The 23,730-nt window shown below is 68.1% G+C and carries 20 protein-coding genes and 2 tRNA genes; 8 read left to right on the plus strand and 14 right to left on the minus strand.

Translation table 11 applies throughout. The features are described from left to right. Positions 1 to 72 precede the first annotated feature (72 nt). Complete coding sequence (locus ACOCEP_RS02185) at positions 73 to 483, plus strand: ArsR/SmtB family transcription factor (RefSeq protein ID WP_482335500.1); 411 nt, start codon at positions 73 to 75, stop codon at positions 481 to 483. A gap of 4 nt (positions 484 to 487) precedes the next feature. On the opposite strand, the gene ACOCEP_RS02190 is transcribed toward ACOCEP_RS02185, so the two are convergent. The 4 genes from ACOCEP_RS02190 to ACOCEP_RS02205 all read right to left on the minus strand — a co-directional run bounded on the left by ACOCEP_RS02190 (position 488) and on the right by ACOCEP_RS02205 (position 2,116). Beyond that, positions 488 to 688: a hypothetical protein gene (locus tag ACOCEP_RS02190; RefSeq protein ID WP_482335501.1), complete on the minus strand. Its 201-nt coding sequence runs from the start codon at positions 686 to 688 to the stop codon at positions 488 to 490. Between the two features lie 366 nt (positions 689 to 1,054). After that, positions 1,055 to 1,127, minus strand: a tRNA-Glu gene (locus ACOCEP_RS02195). A 131-nt stretch (positions 1,128 to 1,258) separates the two neighbouring features. Then, a tRNA-Gln gene (locus ACOCEP_RS02200) sits at positions 1,259 to 1,330 on the minus strand. A 51-nt stretch (positions 1,331 to 1,381) separates the two neighbouring features. After that, on the minus strand, positions 1,382 to 2,116 hold the full coding sequence (locus tag ACOCEP_RS02205) for an HAD family hydrolase (protein WP_482339544.1): 735 nt from the start codon (positions 2,114 to 2,116) through the stop codon (positions 1,382 to 1,384). Between the two features lie 542 nt (positions 2,117 to 2,658). Here ACOCEP_RS02205 and ACOCEP_RS02210 point away from each other — a divergent pair. Continuing rightward, on the plus strand, positions 2,659 to 3,894 hold the full coding sequence (locus tag ACOCEP_RS02210) for an FAD-dependent oxidoreductase (RefSeq protein ID WP_482335502.1): 1,236 nt from the start codon (positions 2,659 to 2,661) through the stop codon (positions 3,892 to 3,894). Between the two features lie 65 nt (positions 3,895 to 3,959). Here ACOCEP_RS02210 and ACOCEP_RS02215 read toward each other — a convergent pair whose 3' ends face one another. From ACOCEP_RS02215 to ACOCEP_RS02240, 6 genes are all read right to left on the minus strand, one after another. Then, positions 3,960 to 4,730 (minus strand): fumarylacetoacetate hydrolase family protein, encoded by a 771-nt coding sequence (locus ACOCEP_RS02215; protein WP_482335503.1) that lies wholly within the window; start codon positions 4,728 to 4,730, stop codon positions 3,960 to 3,962. Between the two features lie 19 nt (positions 4,731 to 4,749). Beyond that, complete coding sequence (cimA, locus tag ACOCEP_RS02220) at positions 4,750 to 6,375, minus strand: citramalate synthase (RefSeq protein ID WP_482335504.1); 1,626 nt, start codon at positions 6,373 to 6,375, stop codon at positions 4,750 to 4,752. Between the two features lie 448 nt (positions 6,376 to 6,823). Beyond that, positions 6,824 to 7,867 carry a 3-isopropylmalate dehydrogenase gene (locus tag ACOCEP_RS02225; RefSeq protein WP_007031599.1) on the minus strand — a complete coding sequence of 348 codons (1,044 nt, stop codon included), beginning with the start codon at positions 7,865 to 7,867 and terminating at the stop codon, positions 6,824 to 6,826. A 236-nt stretch (positions 7,868 to 8,103) separates the two neighbouring features. Beyond that, on the minus strand, positions 8,104 to 11,508 hold the full coding sequence (locus ACOCEP_RS02230; RefSeq protein ID WP_482335505.1) for a S8 family peptidase: 3,405 nt from the start codon (positions 11,506 to 11,508) through the stop codon (positions 8,104 to 8,106). A gap of 307 nt (positions 11,509 to 11,815) precedes the next feature. Then, entirely contained in the window at positions 11,816 to 13,414 is a 1,599-nt protein-coding gene (gene serA, locus ACOCEP_RS02235; protein WP_219149318.1) for a phosphoglycerate dehydrogenase, read from the minus strand. A gap of 101 nt (positions 13,415 to 13,515) precedes the next feature. Then, the gene (locus ACOCEP_RS02240) at positions 13,516 to 14,082 is read right to left on the minus strand and encodes a TetR/AcrR family transcriptional regulator (protein ID WP_482335506.1); all 567 of its coding nucleotides are present in this window, start codon (positions 14,080 to 14,082) and stop codon (positions 13,516 to 13,518) included. Positions 14,083 to 14,177: 95 nt separating this feature from the next. Here ACOCEP_RS02240 and ACOCEP_RS02245 point away from each other — a divergent pair, with 95 nt between their 5' ends. The 5 genes from ACOCEP_RS02245 to ACOCEP_RS02265 all read left to right on the plus strand — a co-directional run bounded on the left by ACOCEP_RS02245 (position 14,178) and on the right by ACOCEP_RS02265 (position 19,142). Further along, positions 14,178 to 15,086 carry a TIGR03620 family F420-dependent LLM class oxidoreductase gene (locus ACOCEP_RS02245; protein ID WP_482335507.1) on the plus strand — a complete coding sequence of 303 codons (909 nt, stop codon included), beginning with the start codon at positions 14,178 to 14,180 and terminating at the stop codon, positions 15,084 to 15,086. Continuing rightward, a complete protein-coding gene (locus ACOCEP_RS02250; protein ID WP_482335508.1) occupies positions 15,083 to 15,919 on the plus strand; it encodes a TIGR03620 family F420-dependent LLM class oxidoreductase in 837 nt (278 codons plus the stop codon). Before ACOCEP_RS02245 ends, ACOCEP_RS02250 begins: the two co-directional genes overlap by 4 nt. Then, entirely contained in the window at positions 15,903 to 16,859 is a 957-nt protein-coding gene (locus ACOCEP_RS02255) for an ankyrin repeat domain-containing protein (RefSeq protein WP_482335509.1), read from the plus strand. Before ACOCEP_RS02250 ends, ACOCEP_RS02255 begins: the two co-directional genes overlap by 17 nt. Before the next feature lie 379 nt (positions 16,860 to 17,238). Then, a complete protein-coding gene (locus ACOCEP_RS02260; protein ID WP_482335510.1) occupies positions 17,239 to 18,180 on the plus strand; it encodes an NADP-dependent oxidoreductase in 942 nt (313 codons plus the stop codon). A gap of 80 nt (positions 18,181 to 18,260) precedes the next feature. Then, positions 18,261 to 19,142 carry a nuclear transport factor 2 family protein gene (locus ACOCEP_RS02265; protein ID WP_482335511.1) on the plus strand — a complete coding sequence of 294 codons (882 nt, stop codon included), beginning with the start codon at positions 18,261 to 18,263 and terminating at the stop codon, positions 19,140 to 19,142. On the opposite strand, the gene ACOCEP_RS02270 is transcribed toward ACOCEP_RS02265, so the two are convergent. From ACOCEP_RS02270 to ACOCEP_RS02285, 4 genes are all read right to left on the minus strand, one after another. Beyond that, complete coding sequence (locus ACOCEP_RS02270; protein ID WP_482335512.1) at positions 19,139 to 19,402, minus strand: DUF397 domain-containing protein; 264 nt, start codon at positions 19,400 to 19,402, stop codon at positions 19,139 to 19,141. The genes ACOCEP_RS02265 and ACOCEP_RS02270 overlap by 4 nt on opposite strands. Before the next feature lie 86 nt (positions 19,403 to 19,488). Then, positions 19,489 to 20,502: a ketol-acid reductoisomerase gene (ilvC, locus tag ACOCEP_RS02275; RefSeq protein ID WP_016336537.1), complete on the minus strand. Its 1,014-nt coding sequence runs from the start codon at positions 20,500 to 20,502 to the stop codon at positions 19,489 to 19,491. Between the two features lie 33 nt (positions 20,503 to 20,535). Further along, positions 20,536 to 21,042: an acetolactate synthase small subunit gene (gene ilvN / locus ACOCEP_RS02280; RefSeq protein ID WP_005162051.1), complete on the minus strand. Its 507-nt coding sequence runs from the start codon at positions 21,040 to 21,042 to the stop codon at positions 20,536 to 20,538. Continuing rightward, complete coding sequence (locus tag ACOCEP_RS02285; protein WP_125689461.1) at positions 21,039 to 22,913, minus strand: acetolactate synthase large subunit; 1,875 nt, start codon at positions 22,911 to 22,913, stop codon at positions 21,039 to 21,041. Before ACOCEP_RS02285 ends, ilvN begins: the two co-directional genes overlap by 4 nt. 320 nt (positions 22,914 to 23,233) lie before the next feature. Here ACOCEP_RS02285 and ACOCEP_RS02290 point away from each other — a divergent pair, with 320 nt between their 5' ends. Then, the gene (locus ACOCEP_RS02290; RefSeq protein ID WP_482335513.1) at positions 23,234 to 23,692 is read left to right on the plus strand and encodes a PH domain-containing protein; all 459 of its coding nucleotides are present in this window, start codon (positions 23,234 to 23,236) and stop codon (positions 23,690 to 23,692) included. Positions 23,693 to 23,730: the final 38 nt, after the last annotated feature.

Here is a 23,730-nt window from a genome sequence, read left to right on the forward strand (position 1 = left end):
AGCTTGTATCGAGCTTTGTCAATCCAGCCGGTAGGGTGGACCGCGAGAAGCATCTTGCGCGGGGGAGGGCACGTGACGAGCGAGAACAGCCGCACCCGGAAACCGGTCGCGGTCACGCTGCTCATGGCCGAACCCGCCGCGGTCGTCGACCCCGGCGAGGCCGACACGGCCGCGAAACTGTTCAAGGCGCTGTCTGACCCGGTGCGGATCCGTCTGCTGTCACTGGTGCGGTATTCCCCCGGTGGCGAGGCGTGCTTCTGCGACCTCGCCGAAGAATTCGACATGCCCCAGCCCTCACTCAGCCACCACCTGCGGGTACTGGTCTCCGCCGGCATCCTCGAACGAGAACGACGCGGCACCTGGAGCTGGTACAGCGTCGTCCCCGAACCACTGGAAACCCTGAGCGACCTGCTCCGCGCGGGCGGTCCGCTCGCCGACCGCACCGCCCGGCTCACCGCCGCCGAACGCGACGCCCGATGCTGAACCCTCAGTCGAGCTTGTCCGTGGCTGTTTTCCGGTCGGCCGCGATCGTGGCGAACCGGGCGAGCGCGTCGGCGTCGTCGAGGGCGGCGGGGTTGGCGACACTGGCCGGTGCGGCGCCCTGGAGGACGCGTTTGACGGGGACCTCGACTCGTTTGCCGGTCATGGTGTGTGGCAGGGCGGGCACGGCGATGATCTGGTCGGGCACGTGGCGCGGCCTTCGCCGAGACCCCGAGGGCGAAATCGCAAGGACGCCCTCGGACAAAGGCCTAACCCTTCCGCGGAATGGGTCTTCCACAGTCTCGGGCGGCGCAAGAACAACCGCGGCGTCCCGGTGCCCCACGCCGGACTTCATGAGGACAACTGCCCGAAGCCGTTCTGACCACAGTGGACGACAGCGGCCCAGGACGGAGCGTTCGCCGAGGCGCTGCTTCGTCGCCTCTTCGAAATCACGCAGCTCACAGGTACCGGAAACAGTCGTAGCCGCGGAAAGGGCCGACGACGTGACGAGCTCCACCGAAATGCAAAAAGTCCCGACCGCTACGGTCGGGACTTTTCGATTGGATACCGCTTGTACCCCCGATGGGATTCGAACCCACGCTACCGGCGTGAGAGGCCGGCGTCCTAGGCCGCTAGACGACGGGGGCTAGGAACTTCCTCCTTCAGAAGGAGGTTTTCAGTTGTTCACCTGCTGTGTTGCTGTGGAGAAACTTACCAGACCGGGTTTCCCGCCTTCGCAGGGGGGTCACTCTGTGTTTCACTCCGGAGAGTTCTCCAGCTGGGGTACCAGGACTCGAACCTAGACTAACTGGACCAGAACCAGTCGTGCTGCCAATTACACCATACCCCAGTGAGGTACCGTTCCGGCCTTGACCGGCTCGGTGCCGCACGAGAAAGAATACTAGAGCACGCTGTTCCGCACCGTGAAAGCGGGGGTCTCCGTAGCGCGCTGAACAGGGACGCCGAGCTTGGCGAACTCGGAAACGAGCAGCTCAGGCAGCTCGTCGAGACCGGAGATGGTGTGCACGCCCGCCGGGGCGCGCTCGGCGATGCCGTCCCGATCGAGCCAGACGGCCCCCAGGCCGGCGTCGCGGGCGCCGATGGCGTCGGTGTCGAGCTTGTCGCCGACGTGGACCGCCTGAGCCGGGTCGCAGCCGAGGCCGAGGCAGACAGAGTGGAACATCGCCGGGTCCGGTTTGGCTACTCCGAGTTCACCGGCGATGGCCACGTGGTCGAAGAACCGGGCGAGCCCGAGGTCGGCGATCTTCTTGCGCTGATGTGCGCCGGAGGCGTTCGTGACGGCGGCCACGAGGACACCCGCGGCTCTCAACCATTCCAGGCACGGGACGACATCTTCGAACAATTGCCACGAACGAGTGAGAATTTCACGACGACGTCTTTCGAAGCCGCTGACCTGGTCTTCGTCGGCCAAAATGCCGATCTCGGCCAGGAAACATTCAGTACGCCTGTGATGCATGGTCGCGTAATCGATTTCGCCCGCCACCACCAGCGCGACATGCTCTTCGGTGATGAGATCCCACAGCGGCCAAAGGTCGTTCCGGCCGGTGAGCGCCCCCAGGCTGAGCCGGATCGCCGCCGTGCAGTCGATCAACGTGTCATCGATGTCGAGGCACACCAACCGTAACTCCGGCGGCTCCCACGGCGCTCCGTCCGGAGCGTCCGGCGTGGTTCGTGACGGGGTCCGGGGCACGAGAGCGAAATCCACCAAGTGAGGCTAGGGCACTCAGCGCGATCGCGACTCTGCCGATGAGGTGATTAAGGCTGGTCTGTTCCGGCGCGGGCACTCTACTCCCAGTTGGTGAGATGACGTGTTTTAGTTACCGGCCAACGGCTAACGCGAGCGGCCGGGTGAATTACGACGCCGTCGCCTCCTGGTCGATTCGGGGTGCGCACACCCTGTGACGGCAACGAAATCCTTACGCCGCTTCGAGTCGCGGACCGTCCACAAGGGCATTTCCGCGATCGGCGTCCTTCCGGGACTTTTCCCGCGCCATCTTCGTCCTTTTTGGACAGTAGACACGGTCCACGGACCGGTGAGATCCCGGCCATAGCCCGAACGGCGTATCCGCCCGGATGGCGCTTGACGCACCGGCCGGGCAGGTGCATGCTGAGCTTATTCAACAAGTGATGAATAAGGGTTTCGAAGGGGTGGGACGGATGAGCGAACGCACGAACTGCGTGGTCGTCGGCGGTGGCCCCGCGGGCATGGTCGCCGGATTGCTGCTGGCCAGGGCCGGGGTCGAGGTCACAGTGCTGGAGAAGCACAAGGACTTCCTGAGAGACTTCCGCGGCGACACCGTGCACCCGTCGACGTTGACGTTGCTGGACGAGCTGGGCCTCAGCGAGAAATTCCTCAGCCTGCCGCACAGCCAGATCGCCTACGCCGGTTTCCCGGCCGAGGACGGCACGATGATGCGCCTCGCCGACCTGACCCGGCTGAAGGTGGCGCACCCGTACATCGCGATGGTCCCGCAGTGGGATTTCCTGGACCTGCTCGCCGACGCCGGCGCGAAGGAGACCGGGTTCACGCTGCGCCAGAGCACGGAGATGACCGGGCTGATCTTCGAACAGGGCCGGGTGAGCGGGGTCCGCTACCGCGACGCCGACGGGAAGACCGGCGAACTACGCGCCGATCTGGTGATCGCCGCGGACGGCCGCTGGTCGCTGGCCCGCCGTGAGGCCGGGCTGATGACGAAGGACTACCCCATCCCGTTCGACGCGTGGTGGTTCCGGATCTCGCGGCGAGAGGGGGAACGCGAGGGCATGCTCACGCCGAAGATGCGGGATCGCCGCTTCGCCGTGCCGCTGCCGCGCAAGGGCTACTTCCAGATCGCCTATCTCAGTCCCAAGGGCCAGGACCTCCGCGAAAACGGCATCGAGGCGTTCCGGGAGAACGTGGCCGCGATCCTGCCCGACCTGGCCGACCGGGTCGACGAGCTGAAGACGACGGACGACGTCAAATTCCTCGACGTCAAGATGAATCTGCTTCGGAAGTGGCATGTCGACGGGCTGCTGTGCATCGGTGACGCGGCGCACGCGATGTCGCCGGTCGGCGGGGTCGGCATCAACCTCGCGGTGCAGGACGCGGTCGCGGCCGCCACCCTGCTCGCCGAGCCGCTGCGGCGGGGCAGGCCGTCGGTGGCGGATCTGGCGAAGGTCCGCAAGCGCCGTCTCGCGCCCACGATGCTGGTGCAGGGACTGCAGCGGATGCTGCACAAGAACGTCATGGGGCCGGTGATGGCGGGCGAGCGCAACGGTCCGCCGCCGGTGATGGTGAAGTTGTTCGGCCGGTTCCCCGTGCTGTCCTACCTCCCCGCGCGGCTGCTGGGGCTGGGGCTGCGGCCCGAGCACGCCCCGGCGTTCGCGCGGCGGGCGATGGAACCGGCCGGTTAGCGTCCGGATGCCATGAACGGTCCGTTCCTTGCAAAATTTGCAAGGAACGGACCGTTCATAGCGCGTCAGACGTCCTGGACCGGGTTCGTCAGCGTGCCGATGCCTTCGATGGTGATCGACACGGACTGGCCGTCCTCGATCGGGCCGACGCCCTCGGGCGTGCCGGTCAGGATGACGTCACCGGGCAGCAGGGTCATCACCCCGGACACGAACTCGACCAGCTCCGGGATCTTGTGCACCAGGTCCGACGTCCGGCCGTCCTGCTTGAGCACACCGTCCACCTCGGACTTGAGCGCGAGGTCGGCCGGGTCGAGCGAGGTCTCGATCCACGGGCCCAGCGGGCAGAAGGTGTCGAAACCCTTCGCCCGGCCCCACTGGCCGTCGGACTTCTGCAGGTCACGGGCGCTGACGTCGTTCGCCACGGTGTAGCCGAGGATCGCACTCGCCGCGCGGGCGGCGGGCACGTTCTTGACCGGCTGGCCGATGACGATCGCCAGCTCGCCCTCGAAGTCGACCCGGCCGACGCCACGCGGACGGCGGATGGGCACGTTCGGCCCGATCACCGTGGTCGACGGCTTGATGAACAGCATCGGGTCCTGCGGGACCTCGTTGCCGAACTCGGCCGCGTGCTTGGCGTAGTTCCGGCCGACCGCGATCACCTTCGACGGCAGGATCGGCGCGAGCAGCCGGACGTCGGCGAGCGGCCAGCGCTTGCCGGTGAAGTTGGGGTTGCCGAAGGGGTGCTCGGCGATTTCCAGTACCTGGGCGTCATCGCCGTCCCCTTCGATCGAAGCGAACGCGACACCACCGGGATGAGCAATTCGGGCTAGACGCACTCCCCCACTGTACGACTCCTCACGCCGGGCCCTCCCTGAGGGACTTGTGCACGAGCGCGTCGCACAGCGCCAGCCAGCTCGCTTCGACGATGTTGCCGTGCACGCCGACGGTGGTCCACTCGCGCTCGCCGTCGCTGGTCTCGACGAGCACGCGGGTGACGGCGTCGGTGCCCGGATGGCCGGGCAGGATCCGCACCTTGTAGTCGGCCAGCTCCACACTGTCCAACCAGGACAGATGCGGGCTGAGCGCCTCGCGCAGGGCGGCGTCGAGCGCGTGCACGGGGCCGTTGCCCTCGGCGGTCGCGATCACGCGCTGCCCGGCGACGTGCACCTTCACCGTCGCCTCGGAGACGACCTCGCCGTCGGACCGGTGGTCGAGGACGACCCGGTAGGACTCGAGTTCGAACGGCGGTTCGTCGAGGACGTCGCTCTGCGGGCCGTCGACCTCCCGCCGCAGCAGCAGTTCCAGTGAGGCGTCCGCGGCTTCGAAGGACCAGCCTTCGGATTCGAGGCGTTTCACCTTCTTCACGGCGCTCGTCAGCGCCTCGGGCTGGCCGGCAAGGTCGACCCCGAGCTCACGTCCCTTGAGCTCCAGGCTGGCCCTGCCGGCCATCTCGGTGACCAGTACCCGCATGTCGTTGCCGACGGAAGCTGGATCGATGTGGTTGTACAGCAACGGATCCACCTTGATCGCGCTCGCGTGCAGTCCCGCCTTGTGGGCGAAGGCCGACGCCCCTACGTAAGCCTGGTGGGTGTAGGGGGCGATGTTCGCGATTTCGGCAAGGGCATGGGAGACCCGGGTGAGCTCGGCGGCGCCTCCGGTCGGGAGCACCTCCATACCGAGCTTGGTCACCAAGTTCCCTGTCACGGCGAAAAGATCGGCGTTACCCGCCCGCTCGCCGTAACCATTGGCGGTGCACTGGACGTGCGTCACGCCGGCCTGCACGGCGGCGACGGAATTCGCCACCGCGCAGGAAGTGTCGTCCTGACAATGGATTCCGAGCCGGAATCCGGTCCTTTCCTTGACCTCGCGGACGGTTTCCGCGAGACCGAGCGGCAGTTGCCCGCCGTTGGTGTCGCACAGCACGGCGACGTCGGCACCCGCGTTCACTCCCGCGTCGAGCACCTTCAGCGCGGTGTCCGGGGAGAACGCGTAGCCGTCGAAAAAGTGTTCCGCGTCAAGGAAGACGCGACGTCCTTCACCGACGAGGAACGCGACGGTGTCGCGCACCATCTCGCACGCTTCGTCGACGTCGACCCGCAACGCGCGTTCGATGTGGCGCAGATCCGCTTTGGCCACCAGGGTGACCACCGGCGCCTGGGAATCGAGCAGGGCCCGCACCTGCTGGTCCTGCTCGGCCTTGGTGCCTGCCTTGCGCGTCGCACCGAAGGCGACGAGCGCGGCGTGGCGGAGTTTCAGCTCGCCCGAAGCGGCGCGGGCGAAGAATTCCGTGTCCTTGGGCAGCGCGCCCGGCCATCCGCCTTCGATGAACCCGACCCCGAGATCGTCGAGCAGCCTCGCCACCGCCAGTTTGTCCGTGACGGAGTAGGAGATCCCCTCACGCTGCGCGCCGTCGCGCAACGTCGTGTCGTACAGGTGGAAGGCGTCGCCGAGCGGTGTATCGGCGGGCTCCTTGCGGGTCACGGGAATCTCCTCGTGGTGGTGGCAAAACGTGTTCAGGCAACAAAAAAACCTCCCGCATGGGTGCGAGAGGTTGCGCGCCGGGGGCTCTTGTGGAGCTGTTATCCGGCGCGCTCGGCGATAATGATGGTGCAGGAGGTCACGGACGCATCATGGCACACGCTTCGCCGGGCGTCCACAAGCCGGGCGAAAGGTTCCACACTTCGGGACGCATCCCCGGGTCGCAGGCGTTGCGAAAGCCACTTTCGCAACGTTGAAGGTTGCGAAAGTGGCTTTCGCGACACGCGGAGCGAGGTCGCATCGGGTGCGTCGCGAAATCCACTTTCGGGACACCAGGCGTCGCGAAAGTGGCTTTCGCGACACACCACCAGGTCGCCAGGCCCCGAAGTACGTGAAGGCCCCCTTCACTGCGTCCAGCGCAATGAAGGGGGCCTTCACGTACTTCCAAGAACTACTGAGTGACCGGGCGCACGTTCGACGACACCAGGGCCGCCAGCCGGTCACCGATCGCGTGCGTCGCACCGGGCGACGCCTGGTCGCGGGTCGCGAGGTCGAAGGCCACCGAGGCCTCGATCCGCCGCGCCGCTTCCTTCTGTCCCAAGTGGTCCAGCAGCAACGAGACCGAGAGCACCGCGGCGGTCGGGTCGGCGAGACCCTGGCCCGCGATGTCCGGCGCGCTGCCGTGCACCGGCTCGAACATGCTCGGGTTCCGCCGGGTGATGTCGAGGTTCCCGCTCGCCGCCAGCCCGATGCCACCGGTCACGGCGGCCGCCAGGTCGGTGATGATGTCGCCGAACAGGTTGTCCGTCACCACGACGTCGAAGCGGGACGGGTCGGTCACCAGGTGGATGGTCGCGGCGTCCACATGGGAGTAGGCGACGGTCACCTCCGGGTGCTCCAGCGAGACCTCTTCGACGATCCGCGACCACAGCGAGCCCGCGTACTCCAGCACGTTCGTCTTGTGCAGGAGCGTCAGGTGCTTGCGCGGCCGCGCCTCGGCCCGGTTGAACGCGTCGGTCACCACGCGCCGGACGCCGAACGCCGTGTTGACGCTGACCTCCGTCGCGATCTCGTTCTCGGTGTCCTTCCGCAGCAGGCCACCGTTGCCCGCGTACGGGCCTTCAGTGCCTTCACGCACGACGACCATGTCGATCTCGCCCGCCTCGGCGAGCGGTCCGCGCACACCCGGGTACAACCGGGCCGGGCGCAGGTTCACGTGGTGGTCGAGCTCGAACCGGAGGCGCAGCAACAGCCCGCGCTCCAGGATGCCGCTCGGCACCGTCGGGTCGCCCACCGCGCCCAGCAGGATCGCGTCGTGCTGACGGAGTTCACCGAGTACCGACTCCGGGAGCAGCTCGCCGGTGGAGTGCCACCGGGCGGCGCCGAGGTCGTAGTTCGTGATCTCCGCAGTCGGTACGACCTCACCGAGCACCTTGAGCGCCTCGGAGACCACTTCGGGCCCGATCCCGTCTCCTGGGATCACCGCGAGCCGCATCCACACACCTCCGTAGACCAGGCCACCGGCAGTCCGGATGGCCCATCCGCAAGAAAACGCCAGCAGCGGAAGGTTACCGGCCGTAGCCCGGTAGCCGTAGCCGCACCACCCTTATGCCGGAATCTCCCACAGAGCGAGACAGCCGAAAGAGTGAAAACAAGAAGGGACGCCCTGGCGCAAAGCATGCCGCCAGGGCGTCCCTCACCTCATCGAACGCGGGTCAGCGCACTATCGCGTCAGCCCACACCGATCGGCTGACGTCCGGTGTGCCGCCCGCCGTTGCCCGGCCGGTCGACGCCCGTGCCGCCGTTGCCGTTGTTCGTCTGGATCTTCACCACGTTCGCCCGGTTGCCCGAGGCGTTGTGGTGCTCGATCGCCAGCAGGCCCAGCACGGTGTCCTGCGCGGCCGCGTTGCGGTTGACCACCAGCGCCGTGCCCGGCTTCGCGACGTAGCCCAGCGCGGAGTCGCCGCCGCCCTGGACGGTGTACGCGGGAGCCAAGGCGTCGAACGAAAGCGGCGTGCCGACGTAGTCGATCGTCGACGAGTCCGCGCCCGGCGCCGCGTAGAACCCGGAGGTCCCGACGGTGTAGCTGATCTTGTGCGACGCGGCGTTCGGGTCGATGCCCAGCGCGGCGATGCTCACCGGCAGCACGACGACGTTGGTGTCGTACACGTTCGTGTCGACGTCGCCGAGCTGGCCGTTGATCGGCTGGATGTCCACCTGCGGGAAGCCCGGCTTCAGGGCCACGGTGACCGCCACGAGGACGTCGGTCGACGTCACCTTGGTCACATAGGTCTCGAAGTCCGGCTGCCCGTCGCCCGTGGTGTCGATGTCCACGAACGGCGAGGTGTTGCTGCCCAGGTTGGCCAGGTCGCTCCAGGTGGTGAGACCGAAGGCCAGCAACGCGTTCTCCGGCTCACCCTGCGCCTTCGCCAGCGGAGCGGTCGACGCCGCGCCGATGTAGCGCAGGTCGGCACCCTTGGCGGTCTGGTTCAGCGTGCAGTCGGTCGTGACGTCGCCGTCGCATTCCGGCAGCTGCGGGGATTCCGCCTGCAGTTCGAGCACGCTGATCAGCGAGCGGTACCGCTGCGCACCGGAGCCCTGGTCCACGCCCTTGCCGGTCAGGTTCAGCACGGCCTGGTTCTGGCCGGCGCCGAAGTTGACGTTGCCCGGGGTGTTGATGGACGAGACGGGCTTCGGCGCGGAGTACACCGAGAGCCGCAGGGGAACGGTCGTGCCGCTCTTCGGGGTGAACGCGATCCGGCCGGAGGCGTCCGCCACGAACTGCCGGGCGAGGCCGACCTGCGTGGCCGCCATGGTCGGGTCCATGACCTTGCGGAGCGCCTTGGGGTCGGCGATCTTCAGGGTCACCTTCACCAGCGCGATACCGCGCGGGCTCAGCTTCACCGTCGGCTTGTCCACTGTGTACTCGACACCGGGGAGCGAGTTCACGGCTTCGTAGCCCACCGAGTACTCGACCGGCTTGATGCCCTTGTTGACCACCTTGACCGTCTTGGTCAGGGTGACCGGGCCGCCCGCTTCGACGACGCCGAAGTTGACCGAGACGAAGCCGGGGTTGTCGACGACGTAGGCCAGGACCTGGTTGTCGAGCGCGGCCTTCGCGTCGATCCGGCCGCTGCCGACGCGCTGCGGACCGTAGACCCGGCCCGACGCGTCACGGATGTCGTGGCCCGCGGTGTTGATGACCGAGGCCTTGACCTCCTCGACCGACCAGTCCGGGTGCGCCTGACGGATCAGGGCGGTGATACCCGAGGTGTGCGGAGCCGCCATCGACGTCCCGGAGATGACCAGGCGGCCCGCTCCACTACCGGACAACGCCGACGAGATCGAGTCACCGGGCGCCGCGACGTCCGGCTTGACGGCCGGGCCGCGCCCGCCACGCGAGGTGAACGAGCTCGGGGTGTCCACAATGGACTGATCGGTGGTCGGCACGGACACGCGGCCCTTGCCGGTCATGCGGACCTGCAGCGTGCCCGCGGCCACCGCGGGGCGCACCGAGGCGGTCGCGCTGCCGGTCAGCTGGAACGTCGGCAGGGCGGCGTTGCCCGCGATACCCGCCGAGAAGTGCTCCAGCGTCGAGGAGAACAGCGCGCCCTTGGCACCGGCGGCCTGCGCGTTGTTCGAACGGGCGCCCGAACCGCAGGCGCGGGTCGCGTCGTTGTCGTCCCATTCGAGGAACACGATCTTGCCCGCGGCCTTGGCCTTGTCGGCCTCGGAGTACGGCTTGCAGCCGACGGCGTTGTCGGCCGACAGCGTGACCACCGGCGCGGTGACGTCGAGCGTGTCGTAGGTCGCGTAGTTCTGGCTGAACTGGCCGGTCTTCGCGCCCTTCACGCCGTCGGGAGCGACGGCTTCGACGGCGTCGCGAAGGACGGACGCGTCACGGCTGCTGGCGACGGTGAGCGCCTCGGGCGTGTTGCCCGGCGCGCCGCCGACGTCGTTGAGGTCGCCGCCGTTGCCCGCGGAGAACACCGGGACGACGTTGTTCGCGGCGATCTTGCGCACGAACAGCGAGTCCGGGTCGTCCGGGGTGGCGAAGTCGCCGCCCAGCGACAGGTTCACCACGTCGAGGTGGTCGGTGAAGTCGCCGTCGCCGTCCGGGTCGAGCGACCAGTCGAGCGCCTGCGAGGTGACGTTGGTCGAGCCGTCGCAGCCGAAGACCTTGATCGCGTACAGCAGGGCCTTGGGCGCGGTGCCCGGGCCGATCCGCATCGCTTCGATCTTCTTCTTGTTCAGCTTCTTGTAGTCACCGGTGAAGGTCTTGCCGGCTTCGTCCACACCGAAACCGGCGACGGTGCCCGCGACGTGCGTGCCGTGGTGGCCGCACGAGATCGGGTTGGGGTCCGGCTTCGGGGTGTTGAGGGCCGGGTCGTCGCTGCCCGAGTCGTAGGCGTCGCCGACCAGGTCGATACCGCCGACGACCTTGTCGGTCGGGAAGGCGGGAGTGGCCTGGTCGCGGTTGATCGCCTTGTACGCCTCGGCCGTGCCCGGGCCGCCGAAGGTGGCATGGGTGTAGTCGATGCCGTCGTCGATCACGCCGACGCGGATGCCGTCGCCGTAGCGGCCGGTCTGCTGCCAGGAGGCGAGCGTGTTGGTCAGCTGGACCGCGCTGGAGTTGGTGCGGGTCTTCGGCACGACCTTCTTGACCGAAACGACGTCCGGCCGCTTCGCCAGCTCGCGGATCTTCGCCGCGTCGGCCGTGACGACCGCGCCGGCGACCGCGTTGGCGGTCTGCGTGACCAGCTGGGTGCCGGCGTCGGCGGCCTTGAGCTGCCCGACGACGGAGTTCACCGTCGCGGCGGCGTCGGCCTTGGCGTCCTTCGCGGCCTTCTTCGCCTTTTCCTTGCCCGCGCCCTTGTTCTGCTCGGCGTTGAAGGCGTCGACGGCGGGCTGCTTGGCCAGCTCGACGAAGGCGGTGATCTTGCCTTGGGCGGCCTTGAGCTTCGGCTCGACCTTCCCCTGGAATCCGTTACGGTCGATCTTCGCCGGCGTGACGCCGTCCGCGAGGGGGACATCCTGCGCGGCAGCGGACGCCCCGGTCACGGACGTCACGAGCAACGCGGCGAAGACCGCGGCCGACGAGCGGATCGCCCATCGGGGTACGCGGGATCTGTTCATGAGTACGTGCCCTCACTCGAGGCCTGGACTCGGAACCTGCCTACCGCTCGAACACACCCCCGACGGTGAGCCCCGGCGCCGCGCCGTGCCCTTGACGACGCGATGGTTCGGCCTCGCCGGAAGAACCTATCCGGGGACCAGCCCGACTTCAGTAGGCATTTTTCACCGTTATTGAATCTTGCTCTGCGATCCCGCGAACCTCACACACACAACAACCGCAATTAGTCGACTAATTGCGGAATGCGCGTGAAGGCCCCCTTCCCTCGGCTGAGCCGAGGGAAGGGGGCCTTCACGCGCTAATCGGAGGTCAGCCGAAGTTGACCGCGCGGATCGTGTGCGCGCCCACCGTGGCGCCGATCGGCTCCAGCAGGTGCGAGTCGACGGAACGGTCCACGCGCAGCAGCATCACCGCGTCCGCGCCGTCGGTGGTCTGGCTGATCTGCGCGGCCTCGATGTTGAGACCCGCCTCGCCGAGCAGGGTGCCGACGCGGCCCATGATGCCGGGGCGGTCCGGGTACTCGAGCAGCAGCACGTTGCCCTCGGCACGCAGGTCGAAGTGACGGCCGTTGACCTCGACCAGCTTCTCGACCTCGTCCTTGCCGGTGACCGAACCGGAAACCGAAAGGGTCGAGCCGTCGGCGTGCACCGCGCGGACGGTGACCAGGCTGCGGAACTTGGGGCTTTCGGTCTCGGTGACCAGATCGACCTGGACACCCAGCTCTTCGGCCACGCGCGGTGCGTTCACGAAGGTGACCTGGTCCTCGACGACGCCGGAGAACACACCGCGCTCGGCCGCGAGCGGCAGCACGCTGACGTCCTCGGCGGCCAGCTCGCCCTTGACCACGACGGTGACCGAGGCCGGGGCCTTCGGGTTCAGCGCGGTCAGCACCGTGCCGAGCTTCTGGGTGAGCGAGAGGTACGGCCGGACGTGCTCGCCGACCGTGCCGCCGCCCGCGACGTTCACCGCGTCGGGCACGAAGTCGCCGCGCAGCGCGAGCAGGACAGACTTGGCGACGTCGGTGCCCGCGCGGTCCTGCGCCTCGGCGGTCGAGGCGCCCAGGTGCGGGGTGACGACGACGTTCGGCAGGCCGAACAGCGGGCTCTCGGTGGTGGGCTCGGTGACGAACACGTCGATTCCGGCGCCGCCGACATGGCCGGAGCTGACCGCGTCCGCCAGCGCCTGCTCGTCGATGAGGCCACCGCGCGCGGCGTTGACGATGATGACGCCCTGCTTGGTCTTCTTGAGCGCCTCGGCGCCGATGAGGCCCTTGGTCTCCGGGGTCTTCGGCAGGTGGATGGAGATCGCGTCGGCGCGCTCCAGCAGCTCGTCCAGCGTGACCAGCTCGATGCCGAGCTGCGCGGCGCGGGCGGCCGAGACGTAGGGGTCGTAGGCGATGAGCTTGGTGTCGAACGCGGCGAGCCGCTGCGCGAACAGCTGGCCGATCTTGCCGAGGCCGACCACACCGATGGTCTTGCCCTGGATCTCGACGCCGGAGTAGGCGCTGCGCTTCCACGCGCCGCCCTGGAGGCTCTGGTCCGCGGCCGGGACCCGGCGGGCGACGGCGAGCAGCAGCGCGACGGCGTGCTCGGCGGCGGAGACGATGTTCGACGTCGGCGCGTTGACCACCAGGACACCGCGTTCGGTGGCGGCGGGGACCTCGACGTTGTCCAGCCCGACGCCGGCGCGGGCGACGACCTTGAGCGAGGTGGTGGCGCCGAGGACCTCGGCGTCGACCTTGGTCGCGGACCGCACGAGCAGCGCGTCCGCCGTCTTCACGGCTTCGAGCAGCGCGGGGCGGTCCGTGCCGTCCACATGCTGGACCTCGACCTCGTCGGAGAAGACGCTCAACACCGACGGGGCGAGCTTCTCGGCGATGAGGACGACGGGCTTGTTCGGCTTGGTCACGATACGGCTCCCACTATCTGGTCTGTGCCTGCGACTCTCTGAGGACGGTCACGCCGTTGTGCCCGGTTGCGCCGCAGTTTAGACCTGGTGACAGGGGATTGTTAACTCGCCCGTAATCCCGCGAAAACGAGATCGAGGAGGCGTTCGAGGCCCTTGTCACCCGAAAGGTGTTCACTGGCCCAGGAAAGCGCGTGCAGCACCACCAGGATTTCGGGCACTGTGACGTCCGCCCGGAGCTCCCCCGCGGCCTTCGCCCTTTCCACCAGGTGGGACACCTGGTCCCGCATGGCATGACAGGACGCGTAGAGCGGCGAGGCTTCGTCGTTGAGGACGTCGACCATCAGTTCGGGCAGCCCGCGGTAGCGCGCCGACTGTTCACCCATCCCGGCGAGCCAGGCCTTCAGCGCGTCCAGCGGTTCCGGGGAGTCCAGGAGTTCACGGGCCGCGGCGGCCTGGGCGTCGAAGCCCTCCCGCAGCACCGTCTCGACCAGCGCCTCTCTCGTCGGGAAGTGCCGGTAGAGCGTCCCGATGCCGACACCGGCCCGGCGCGCGATCTCTTCCAGCGACGCCTCGACCCCGTTCGCCGCGAAGGCGTGCCTCGCCTCTTCGAGGAGGCGCTCGTAGTTGCGCCGGGCGTCCGCCCGCAGCGGCTTCTTCTCGGTGTCCATCGCGCTCCCGAGCCTAGTCTCGACAAATCGGAGGTAGCCTCCGTATAGTCGGCGACGTAAGCGGAGGCTGCCTCATGTTAGCTGGGGAGACGGAAATGACCTTGATCGAAGAAACCCGCGACCGGCTCGGAGCGGTGGGTGTCTGGCTGCCGGTCGGCATGTTCACGCCGACACCGGACGAGGAACGGCAAGCGATGCGACGCCTGGAGGAGCTGGGTTACCGCACCGTCTGGGGTGGCGAGGGGCCCGGCAACCGGGAGCTGTTCGCCTACAGCGCCATCACGCTGGCCGCCACCGAACGGGTGGTGGTCGGCACCGGGATCGCGAACATCTGGTCGCGGCCCGCGTACACCGCCCACAGCGGCGGCCGGACCCTCGCGCAGGCCTTCCCCGGCCGGTTCGTGCTCGGCGTCGGGATCGGGCACTCGCATCAGGCGGCGAAGGCGGGCTCGGACTACCGGCCGCTCGAACAGACCCGTGACTACCTCACGGCCATGGCCGCGGCGGCGACGGAATTCCCTTCCCCGGTCCCGTTTCCGCGCGTCCTGGCCGCCGTCGGGCCGAAAATGCTCGAACTCGCGCGGGAGCTCACGGACGGGGCACATCCGTTCGCCCAGCCCTTCGAGCACACGCCGTATTCCCGCGAGATCCTCGGCCCGGACAAGCTGCTCATCCCCACCCATTCGGTTCTGCTCGGCGACCGTGAGCAGGCGCGGAAGAGCGTGGCGAGGGATATCGGGCTGATGAAGCAGTACGGCATCCCGCACTATTTCAAGGGATGGAAGCGGCTCGGCTACACCGACGCCGACATCGACGACGTCAGCGACCGGCTCGTGGACGGGCTGACCGCGTGGGGCGACGAAGAGCGGATCGCCGGGCGGCTCGAGGAACTCGTCGACGCCGGCGCGGACACCGTGCTCGTCAATCCGGTCGGGGACGATCTCAAGTCCATCGTGGACCAGCTGGAACGGCTGGCCCCGGCACTGACGGCGGTGACCCGATGAGCGTCGGAATCTGGACGTTCGCGTTCGACGGCAAGGAAATCGGCGAAGTGCGCGAGGCGGCCGCGGAAGTCGAGGAGCTCGGGTTCGACACCTTGTGGTTCGGGGAGTACCTGGGGCGGGAGGCGTTCACGCACGCGGGCCTGCTCCTGGCGGCGACGTCGCGGCTGACCGTCGCCACCGGTATCGCGCGGTTCTCCCATCGGGCACCCGTCGCGGCCGCGGCCGCCGAACGGACACTCGCCGAGGCCTATCCGGGCCGGTTCGTCCTCGGCCTGGGCGGGCACCTTCCGGGCACGAAACCGCTGGAGGCCATGCGCGGCTATCTCGACGAAATGGACCGGACCGAACTGTCCACACCGGACTCGCCGCGCCGGAGAGTGTTGGCCGCCTTGGGGCCGAAGATGCTCGCCTTGGCGGCGGAACGCACCGATGGGGCGCATTCGTACTTCGTTCCCGTCGAGCACACCGCGCTGGCGCGGGAAGCCATCGGCCCCTCGGCCTTCCTCGCCGTCGAGCAGGCCGTCGTACTGGGGCCGGACCGGGGGATCGCGCGGCGGCACGTGTCGACGTACCTGGAGCTGGCCGCCCACCATCGGGCGAATCTGCGGCGGTTCGGGTTCACCGAGGAGGATTACGGCTCCGACAAGCTGGTGGACGCGCTGGTCGCCGTCGGGGAGGACGAGATCTCCGCACGGGTGCGGGCACATCTGGACGCCGGGGCGGATCACGTCTGCCTGCAGGTCCTGACCGGGGACGAGCGGATCCCGCTGGCCGAGTGGCGGATTCTGTCGGGGGTCGGGGGTAGCGTGCGGGAGCGTGACGTCACCGGCTGAGCTCGCCTTCGAGAACGCACGGGAACTGATCGACGCGCGAGACCTCGCCGGGCTCGCGCGCCTGATCGGCGACCTGCCCACGCTTGTCCACGCGCACGGGAAGAACGGAAACGACCTGCTCGGCATGGCCGCCGCGACCTGCGACGAGCGGCTGTGCCGGATCCTGCTCGACCACGGCGCCGATCCGGCTTCGGCCAACGTGCACGGCTGGACGGCGTTGCACCAGGCCGGGTACGCCGGGCTGCCGCTGCTGGTCACGATGCTGCTCGAAGCGGGCGCCCCGGTCGACGTCCCGGCCCGGGGCGACGGCGGCACGCCGCTGGTGGTCGCGCTGTTCTGGGGCCATCGCGAGGCGGCGGAACTGCTGGCTTCGCGCAGCATCTCCCCCGGCAACCTGCGGGTGGCGGCGGGGCTCGGCCGGGCCGACCTGCTCGACGAGCTGCTCGCGCCGGACGGCACGCTCGCCCCCACGGCGGGCGCGCATCGCGAATTCCACCGGCCGCACAGCGGTTTCCCGGAATGGCGGCCGAGCGAGGATCCGGCCGAGATCCGCGACGAGGCGCTTTCGTGGGCGGCACGGAACGACCGGACCTCCGCTGTGCGCACCCTGGTGGAGCGGGGTGCCCATGTGGACGCCGACGTCTACCGCAGCACGGCACTGACGTGGGCGGCCGCCCAGGGGAAGGCTTCGGCGATCAGGACCTTGGCGGAGCTGGGCGCTTCGGTGAACCGCCAGGGCACCTTCGGCGGGCTTTCGCACGGAGAAGGTGTCACCGCGCTGCACCTGGCCGTGCAGGGCGGGCACGTGGACGCCGTGCGGGCGTTGCTCGACGTCGGAGCGGATCCTTCGCTGGAAGACTCGCTGTACTCGTCGTCGGCCTTGGGGTGGGCCGGGCACTTCGAGCAGACCGAGATCCTGGCGGTGTTGCGGGGCGCCTGAGCCCTGAGGCCGGCCTGCGAGAGTCCCCCGCCGTAGGTGTTGCGAAAGCCACTTTCGCAACGTTGAAGGTTGCGAAAGTGGCTTTCGCAACCTCCGCGACGGGCGGGACGGTCGCGGAGGCGCCCGACCGGCCGCGTCGGCACCACCCCCACCCCCGACTCGTACGCCATGAACGGTCCGTTCCTCGCAAAATTTGCAAGGAACGGACCGTTCATGGCACGGCCGCCGGTCACCCAAGTGTCATGAAAGGGTCGTTCAGGACGAAAAACGTCAGGAACGACCCTTTCATGACATCCGCGAGAGGCGTGTCCCGATCCTGACGCCCCCTGGCCCGCCGGACCCTCGCCGAAAGTACGACGCTCGCCGAACAATGGACCTCATGCGAGCGATCAGCCAGAACCGCCTCGGCGGCCCCGAAGTCCTCGAACTCGTCGACGTCGAAAGACCCGTCCCCGGCCCGACCCAGATCCTGGTCCGCGTGCACGCCGCCGGCGTCAACCCGGTCGACTGGAAGACCCGCGAGACCGGCGGCATCGGCCCGATGGGCGATCCGCCGTTCATCCTCGGCTGGGACGTGTCCGGCGTGGTCGAGGAGGTCGGCGCGGGCGCGTCCCTGTTCTCCCCCGGCGACGAGGTCTTCGGCATGCCGTCGTTCCCGTTCCAGGCGGGCGCGTACTCGGAATTCGTAGCCGCGCCGAGCCGTCACTTCGCGCGCAAGCCGTCCACTTTGGACCATGTGCACGCGGCCGCGGTCCCGCTCGCGGGGCTGACCGTCTGGCAGAGCCTCGTCGACACAGCGGATATCCAGCCAGGGCAACGGGTCCTGATCCACGCGGCGGCGGGCGGCGTCGGGCATCTCGCGGTCCAGATCGCCAAGGCGCGCGGCGCGTACGTGATCGGGACGGCCAGCGCGGCCAAACACGAGTTCCTCCGCGGTCTCGGCGCGGACGAACTCATCGACTACCGCACGACGGATTTCGCCGAGGAGGTCCGCGACGTCGACGTCGTGCTCGACACGATCGGCCTGGAGTACGGGCCCCGCTCGCTCAAGACGCTGCGCCGCGGCGGCAGGCTCGTCCAGCTCACCCGCACGAACGACGAGCGGATGCCGGAACTGGCCGAGGCCGCCGGAGTCACCGCCGGGTTCACCCTCGCCGAACCGGACCGCACCGGCCTGCTCGCACTGGCCGAACTCGTCGGCAGCGGACGGCTCAAGCCGACCATCGACACGGTGTTCCCGCTGGAAGAGGCCGCGAAGGCCCAAGAACTCGTGGCGACGGGCAAGACCACGGGGAAAGTCGTACTCTCCGTCGTGGAGTGAACGGTGGACAAGTGGAGTCTGTAGTCCGTATCGTCAAAGGCGGACTACAGACTCCGTTTATGTCCAACTGGGAGACCTTCATGACCACACCCCGCGACGTCTTCGACGCGCTTTCCGAACGCATCACCGCCCGGCGCTGGGACGAGATTTTCGAGCTTTACGCGGAGGACGCCGTCGTCGAAAACCCGCAGCGACCACCGGTTCCTTCCAGGTACGAAGGCCGGGAAGCCCTACGGAAGCACTTCGGCGGAGGCCTGAACGTGCGCATGGACAGGGCGGATGTCCTGATTCACGGGACAACCGACCCGGAGGTGATCGTCGCCGAGTACCGTAACGTCGGCGAGGCACTGGACACCGGGAAGTCCTTCGACATCGCCAACATCCAGGTCCTCCGCGTGCGCGACGGGCTCATCGTCCATTCACGCGATTACCACGACCACTTGCCGCTCATCGCGGCACAGAATGGCCTGGAGAAGCTGAAGAAGGGCTTCGACACCGCCGAGCGGGAGGTCACGCCGGTGCCGCCGCGCCCCGCGTCGACGGCGGATCCGAAGAGCCCACGCGGCGTTTTCGAGAGGCTCGCCTACGGTGTCGCGGACGGTGATTGGGCCGGGCTACCGGAGCTGTATGCCGAGGAAACCCATGTCACACACCCGTTTCTGCCCGGGGCGGCGGTCCTGAAGACCCGGGAAGACCTGCGTGAGCATTTCAAGTTCGGCGAGCGGGGCGAGGTCCGGTTCCAGGTCCGGGATCTGGTGATCCACGAATCCCTCGATCCGGAAGTCGTGATCGGCGAATTCGACTACCAGGGGACGGCGGGTGGCAGCACGGAATTCCGCGTTTCCACCATCTTCGTGCTGCGCGTGCGCGACGGGCTGATCGTCGAATCGCGTGACTACGTCGATCATCTCGCGATCGCGGGCGCGACCGGGCGGCTCGACGAGCTGATAGCGCTGGTCTAGGCGGGCAGGTCGAATTCGCCGTCCCGGACGCCTTTCAGGAACGCGTCCCATTCACTAGGCGTGAACACGAGAAGATGCCCGTCGGGTTCGACGACCCGGCGCATCGCGGTGTAGGTGACCCCGTCGGCGTGCGGCACCAGCGCGTACTCGACCGCGTCCTTGAGGTTCGCGCCTTCCGGTTCGCCCCGGATCCACACCGCGTCGCTCAGGTCCAGATCGGGCCTGACCTGAGCCTTGTCGTCCACCGGCTGCTCACTCATGGTGTCCACGCTATCGCTTGCCGGCACGCAAAACGAAGGGGCCCTTCACCGCATCGCATGCGGTGAAGGGCCCCTTCGGCCCACGACTAGGCGGTTTCGGTGATCGGCCGGTCCACCCACGACATCAGGTCGCGCAGCTTCTTGCCGGTCTCCTCGATCGGGTGCTGGTTGCCCTGCTCCTCGAGCTTGGTGAAGTTCGGCCGTCCGGCCTCGTCCTCGGCGACCCATTCGCGGGCGAACGTGCCGTCCTGGATCTCGCCGAGGATCTTCTTCATCTCTTCCTTGACCGCCGGCGAGATGACACGCGGGCCGCGGGTCAGGTCGCCGTACTCGGCGGTGTCGGAGATCGAGTAGCGCTGACGCGCGATGCCGCCCTCGTACATGAGGTCGACGATCAGCTTCAGCTCGTGCAGCACCTCGAAGTAGGCGATCTCCGGGGCGTAGCCGGCCTCGGTGAGCACCTCGAAACCGGTCTGCACCAGCGCGGAGGCGCCACCGCAGAGCACGGCCTGCTCGCCGAAGAGGTCGGTCTCGGTCTCCTCGGTGAAGGTCGTCTTGATGACACCGGCGCGGGCGCCACCGATGGCGGCCGCGTAGGAGAGCGCGAGCGCCTGCGCGTTGCCGGAGGCGTCCTGCTCGACCGCGATGAGCGCCGGGACGCCCTTGCCGTCGACGAACTGGCGGCGGACCAGGTGGCCGGGGCCCTTCGGGGCGACCATGGCGACGTCGACGTTCGACGGCGGCTTGATCAGGTCGTAGCGGATGTTGAAGCCGTGCCCGAAGAAGAGCGCGTCGCCGTCCTTGAGGTTCGGCGCGATGTCCTGCTCGTAGATGAAGCGCTGCTTCGTGTCCGGCGCGAGGATCATGATCAGGTCGGCTTCGGCGCTGGCCTCGGCCGGGGTGAGCACGCGGAGACCCTGCTCCTCGGCCTTGGCCCGCGACTTCGAGCCCTCGGGCAGGCCGATGCGGACGTCGACGCCGGAGTCGCGCAGGCTCAGCGAGTGCGCGTGGCCCTGGCTGCCGTAGCCGATCACGGCGACCTTGCGACCCTGGATGATCGAAAGGTCCGCGTCGTCGTCGTAAAAGATTTCCACTGCCATGAGGGGTACTACTTCCTTTCCTGACTTACAAAGTTATCGAGCGGAGGTGGCGGTGATCGAGCGGGAGCCCCGGCCGACCGCGACCATGCCGGACTGGACCAGCTCACGGATGCCATAGGGCTCCAGCATCCGGAGCAGGGCACCGATCTTGTCCGAGGTCCCAGTGGCTTCGACGGTGAGCGCCTCGGGCGACACGTCCACCACCTTCGCGCGGAACAACTGCACTGTTTCGAGGACCTGGCTGCGCACGGTGTTGTCGGCCCGGACCTTCACGAGCAGCAGTTCACGCTGCACGGCTGTGGACTTTTCCAGTTCCACGATCTTGATGACGTTGACCAGCTTGTTGAGCTGTTTGGTCACCTGTTCGAGCGGTAGCTCCTCAACGGCGACCACGATCGTCATCCGGGACACCTCGGGATTCTCCGTGGGCCCGACGGCGAGGGATTCGATGTTGAAACCACGCCGGGAGAACAGTCCGGAAACCCGCGCGAGGACACCGGGCTTGTTCTCGACCAGAACGCTCAGGGTGTGCACGCTCATCGGGCGTCTCCTTCTGTGGCGGCGTTCAGCTCCGCCTCGGCGGCGACCTCGTCGTCGTCGAAGAGCGGGCGGATCCCGCGCACGGCCATGATTTCGTCGTTACCGGTGCCCGCGGCCACCATGGGCCACACCTGGGCATCCTTCCCCACCACGAAATCGATCACGACGGGGCGGTCGTTGATCTCCATGGCACGCCGGATGGTGGCGTCGACGTCCTCCTTGGTCTCGCAGCGGAGCCCGGCGCAGCCGAGCGCCTCCGCGAGGAGGGTGAAGTCGGGGATGCGGTGCTTGTGGGTACCGAGATCGGTGTTGGAGTACCGCTCGGAGTAGAAGAGGTTCTGCCACTGGCGGACCATGCCCAGGTTGCCGTTGTTGATGACGGCGACCTTGATCGGCGCGCCTTCGATGGCACAGGTGGCCAGTTCCTGGTTGGTCATCTGGAAACAGCCGTCGCCGTCGATGGCCCAGACCTGCTTGTCCGGCACGCCGAACTTGGCGCCCATCGCGGCGGGAACGGCGAACCCCATCGTGCCGAGGCCACCGGAGTTGATCCAGGTGCGCGGGTTCTCGTACTTCACGAACTGCGCGGCCCACATCTGGTGCTGGCCGACCCCCGCGGTGTAGACCGCGTCCGGGCCGACGAGCGAGCCGATGCGCTCGATGACGTACTGCGGCGAAAGCGTCCCGTCCTCGGGCCACTCGTACCCGGCCGGGTAGTCGTCGCGCCAGGCGCTCGCCTGCGTCCACCAGTCCTTCAGGTCCGGCTTCGCGGACTTGTCGGTCTCGGCGCGGACGGCCTCGATCAGCTCGGTGATGATCTCCGCGCAGTCGCCGACGATCGGCACGTCCGCCTTGCGGTTCTTGGAGATCTCGGCCGGGTCGATGTCGGCGTGGACGACGGCGGCGTCCGGCGCGAACGAGGACAGCTGCCCGGTGACGCGGTCGTCGAAGCGGGCGCCGAGGGCGATCAGCAGATCCGCTCGCTGCATCGCGGCGACGGCGGCGACCGAACCGTGCATCCCCGGCATGCCGAGGTGCTGCGGGTGGGAATCGGGGAAAGCGCCGCGCGCCATCAGCGTGGTGACGACGGGGATCCCGGTCAGCTCGGCCAGTTCCATCAGCTGGCGCGAGGCGTCGGCCTTGACCACGCCACCGCCGACGTAGAGCACCGGGCGCCGCGACTTGCTGATCAGCCGCGCGGCCTCGCGGACCTGCTTGCCGTGCGGGCGCAGCGTGGGCCGGTAGCCCGGCAGCCGCAGCTCCGTCGGCCAGGAGAAGGAGGTCATCTCCTGCAGGACGTCCTTGGGGATGTCCACCAGGACCGGGCCGGGGCGGCCGGTCGAGGCGAGGTGGAAGGCCTCCGCGATGGTGCGCGGGATGTCCGCCGGGTCGGTGACCAGGAAGTTGTGCTTGGTGATCGGCATCGTGATGCCGCAGATGTCGGCTTCCTGGAAGGCGTCCGTGCCGATCAGCGCGCGGGACTGCTGCCCGGTGATGGCGACGACGGGGACCGAGTCCATGTTCGCGTCGGCCAGCGGGGTGACCAGGTTGGTCGCGCCGGGACCGGAGGTGGCCATGCACACGCCGACCTTGCCGGTGGCCTGCGCGTACCCGGTGGCGGCGTGGCCGGCGCCCTGTTCGTGGCGGACCAGGACGTGGCGGACCTTCGTCGAGTCGAGCAGCGGGTCGTACGCCGGGAGAATGGTGCCGCCGGGAATACCGAACACGACCTCCGCGCCCACCGCTTCGAGCGAGCGGACGAGCGACTGCGCGCCCGTGACCCGCACCGGGGTCCCGGCGGGCGGCGCCGGCTTGGGTCGGGCACCGGAGGTACCGGAGTTCGCTTCAGCTCGCGAGGTGGCACTAGTCATCGCTGTTTGCCTCGTCTTGTCTAGTCACTCGTTCGGGTATTCATTGGCTGGTTCGGCAGTGAAATTGTTCCAGGCAACAAAAAACCCCCGCCGACCGGAGTGGTCGCACGAGGGTCGCGCGTCGACGCAGCGGAGACTTCCCTAAGCGTCGACGCGCTTGGGAAGTACGAGGCCGGTCTGCGTTGTCACGAGAGTGAAGCTAGCCGGTCGCCGTCAAGAGTGTCAACTCTGCGGGACGGCGATTCCGCATGCTGGACACCTCGGCCGCGTCGCACGACCCGCGTTCGAGGCCTTCGAGGCGGCGGTGCACCATCTTTGACGTGGCAGAAGAAAAGCAGCAGGAACAGGCGAACGAGGACCGCAAGGCCGTCTTCAAGATCCCGAACACGGCATTGCTGGCGATCGCTTTCCTGGTCGTCTGTGTGACGCCTGTCGCGTTCGGCGATGTGCCGTATCTCCAGTGGCTCTACATCTTCCCGATCGCGCTCGCGGTGTTCGTCATCCGGACCCGAACGACGGCGACGGCCAAGGGGCTCGAGGTCCGCACGATGTTCGGGCGGAAGGATCTGCCGTGGACCTCGCTCAAGGGGCTCGCCATCACCGACAAGGCGAAGGTGCAGGCGGTGCTGAAGGACGAGTCCAAGATCCCCCTTCCCGCCGTGCGCACCCGTCATCTGCCGGTGATCTCGCTGGTCAGCGCGGGCCACATGGCCGACCCCTCCGGGCTGACGGACGACCTCGGCAAGGCTCCGGAGAAGAGCGGCGATTCCGGGGAGTAGGATTGGTAGGACCAGTTTGGCGCTCGTTCGCCCTGGTC

The organism is Amycolatopsis sp. CA-211722 (genome assembly GCF_056828465.1).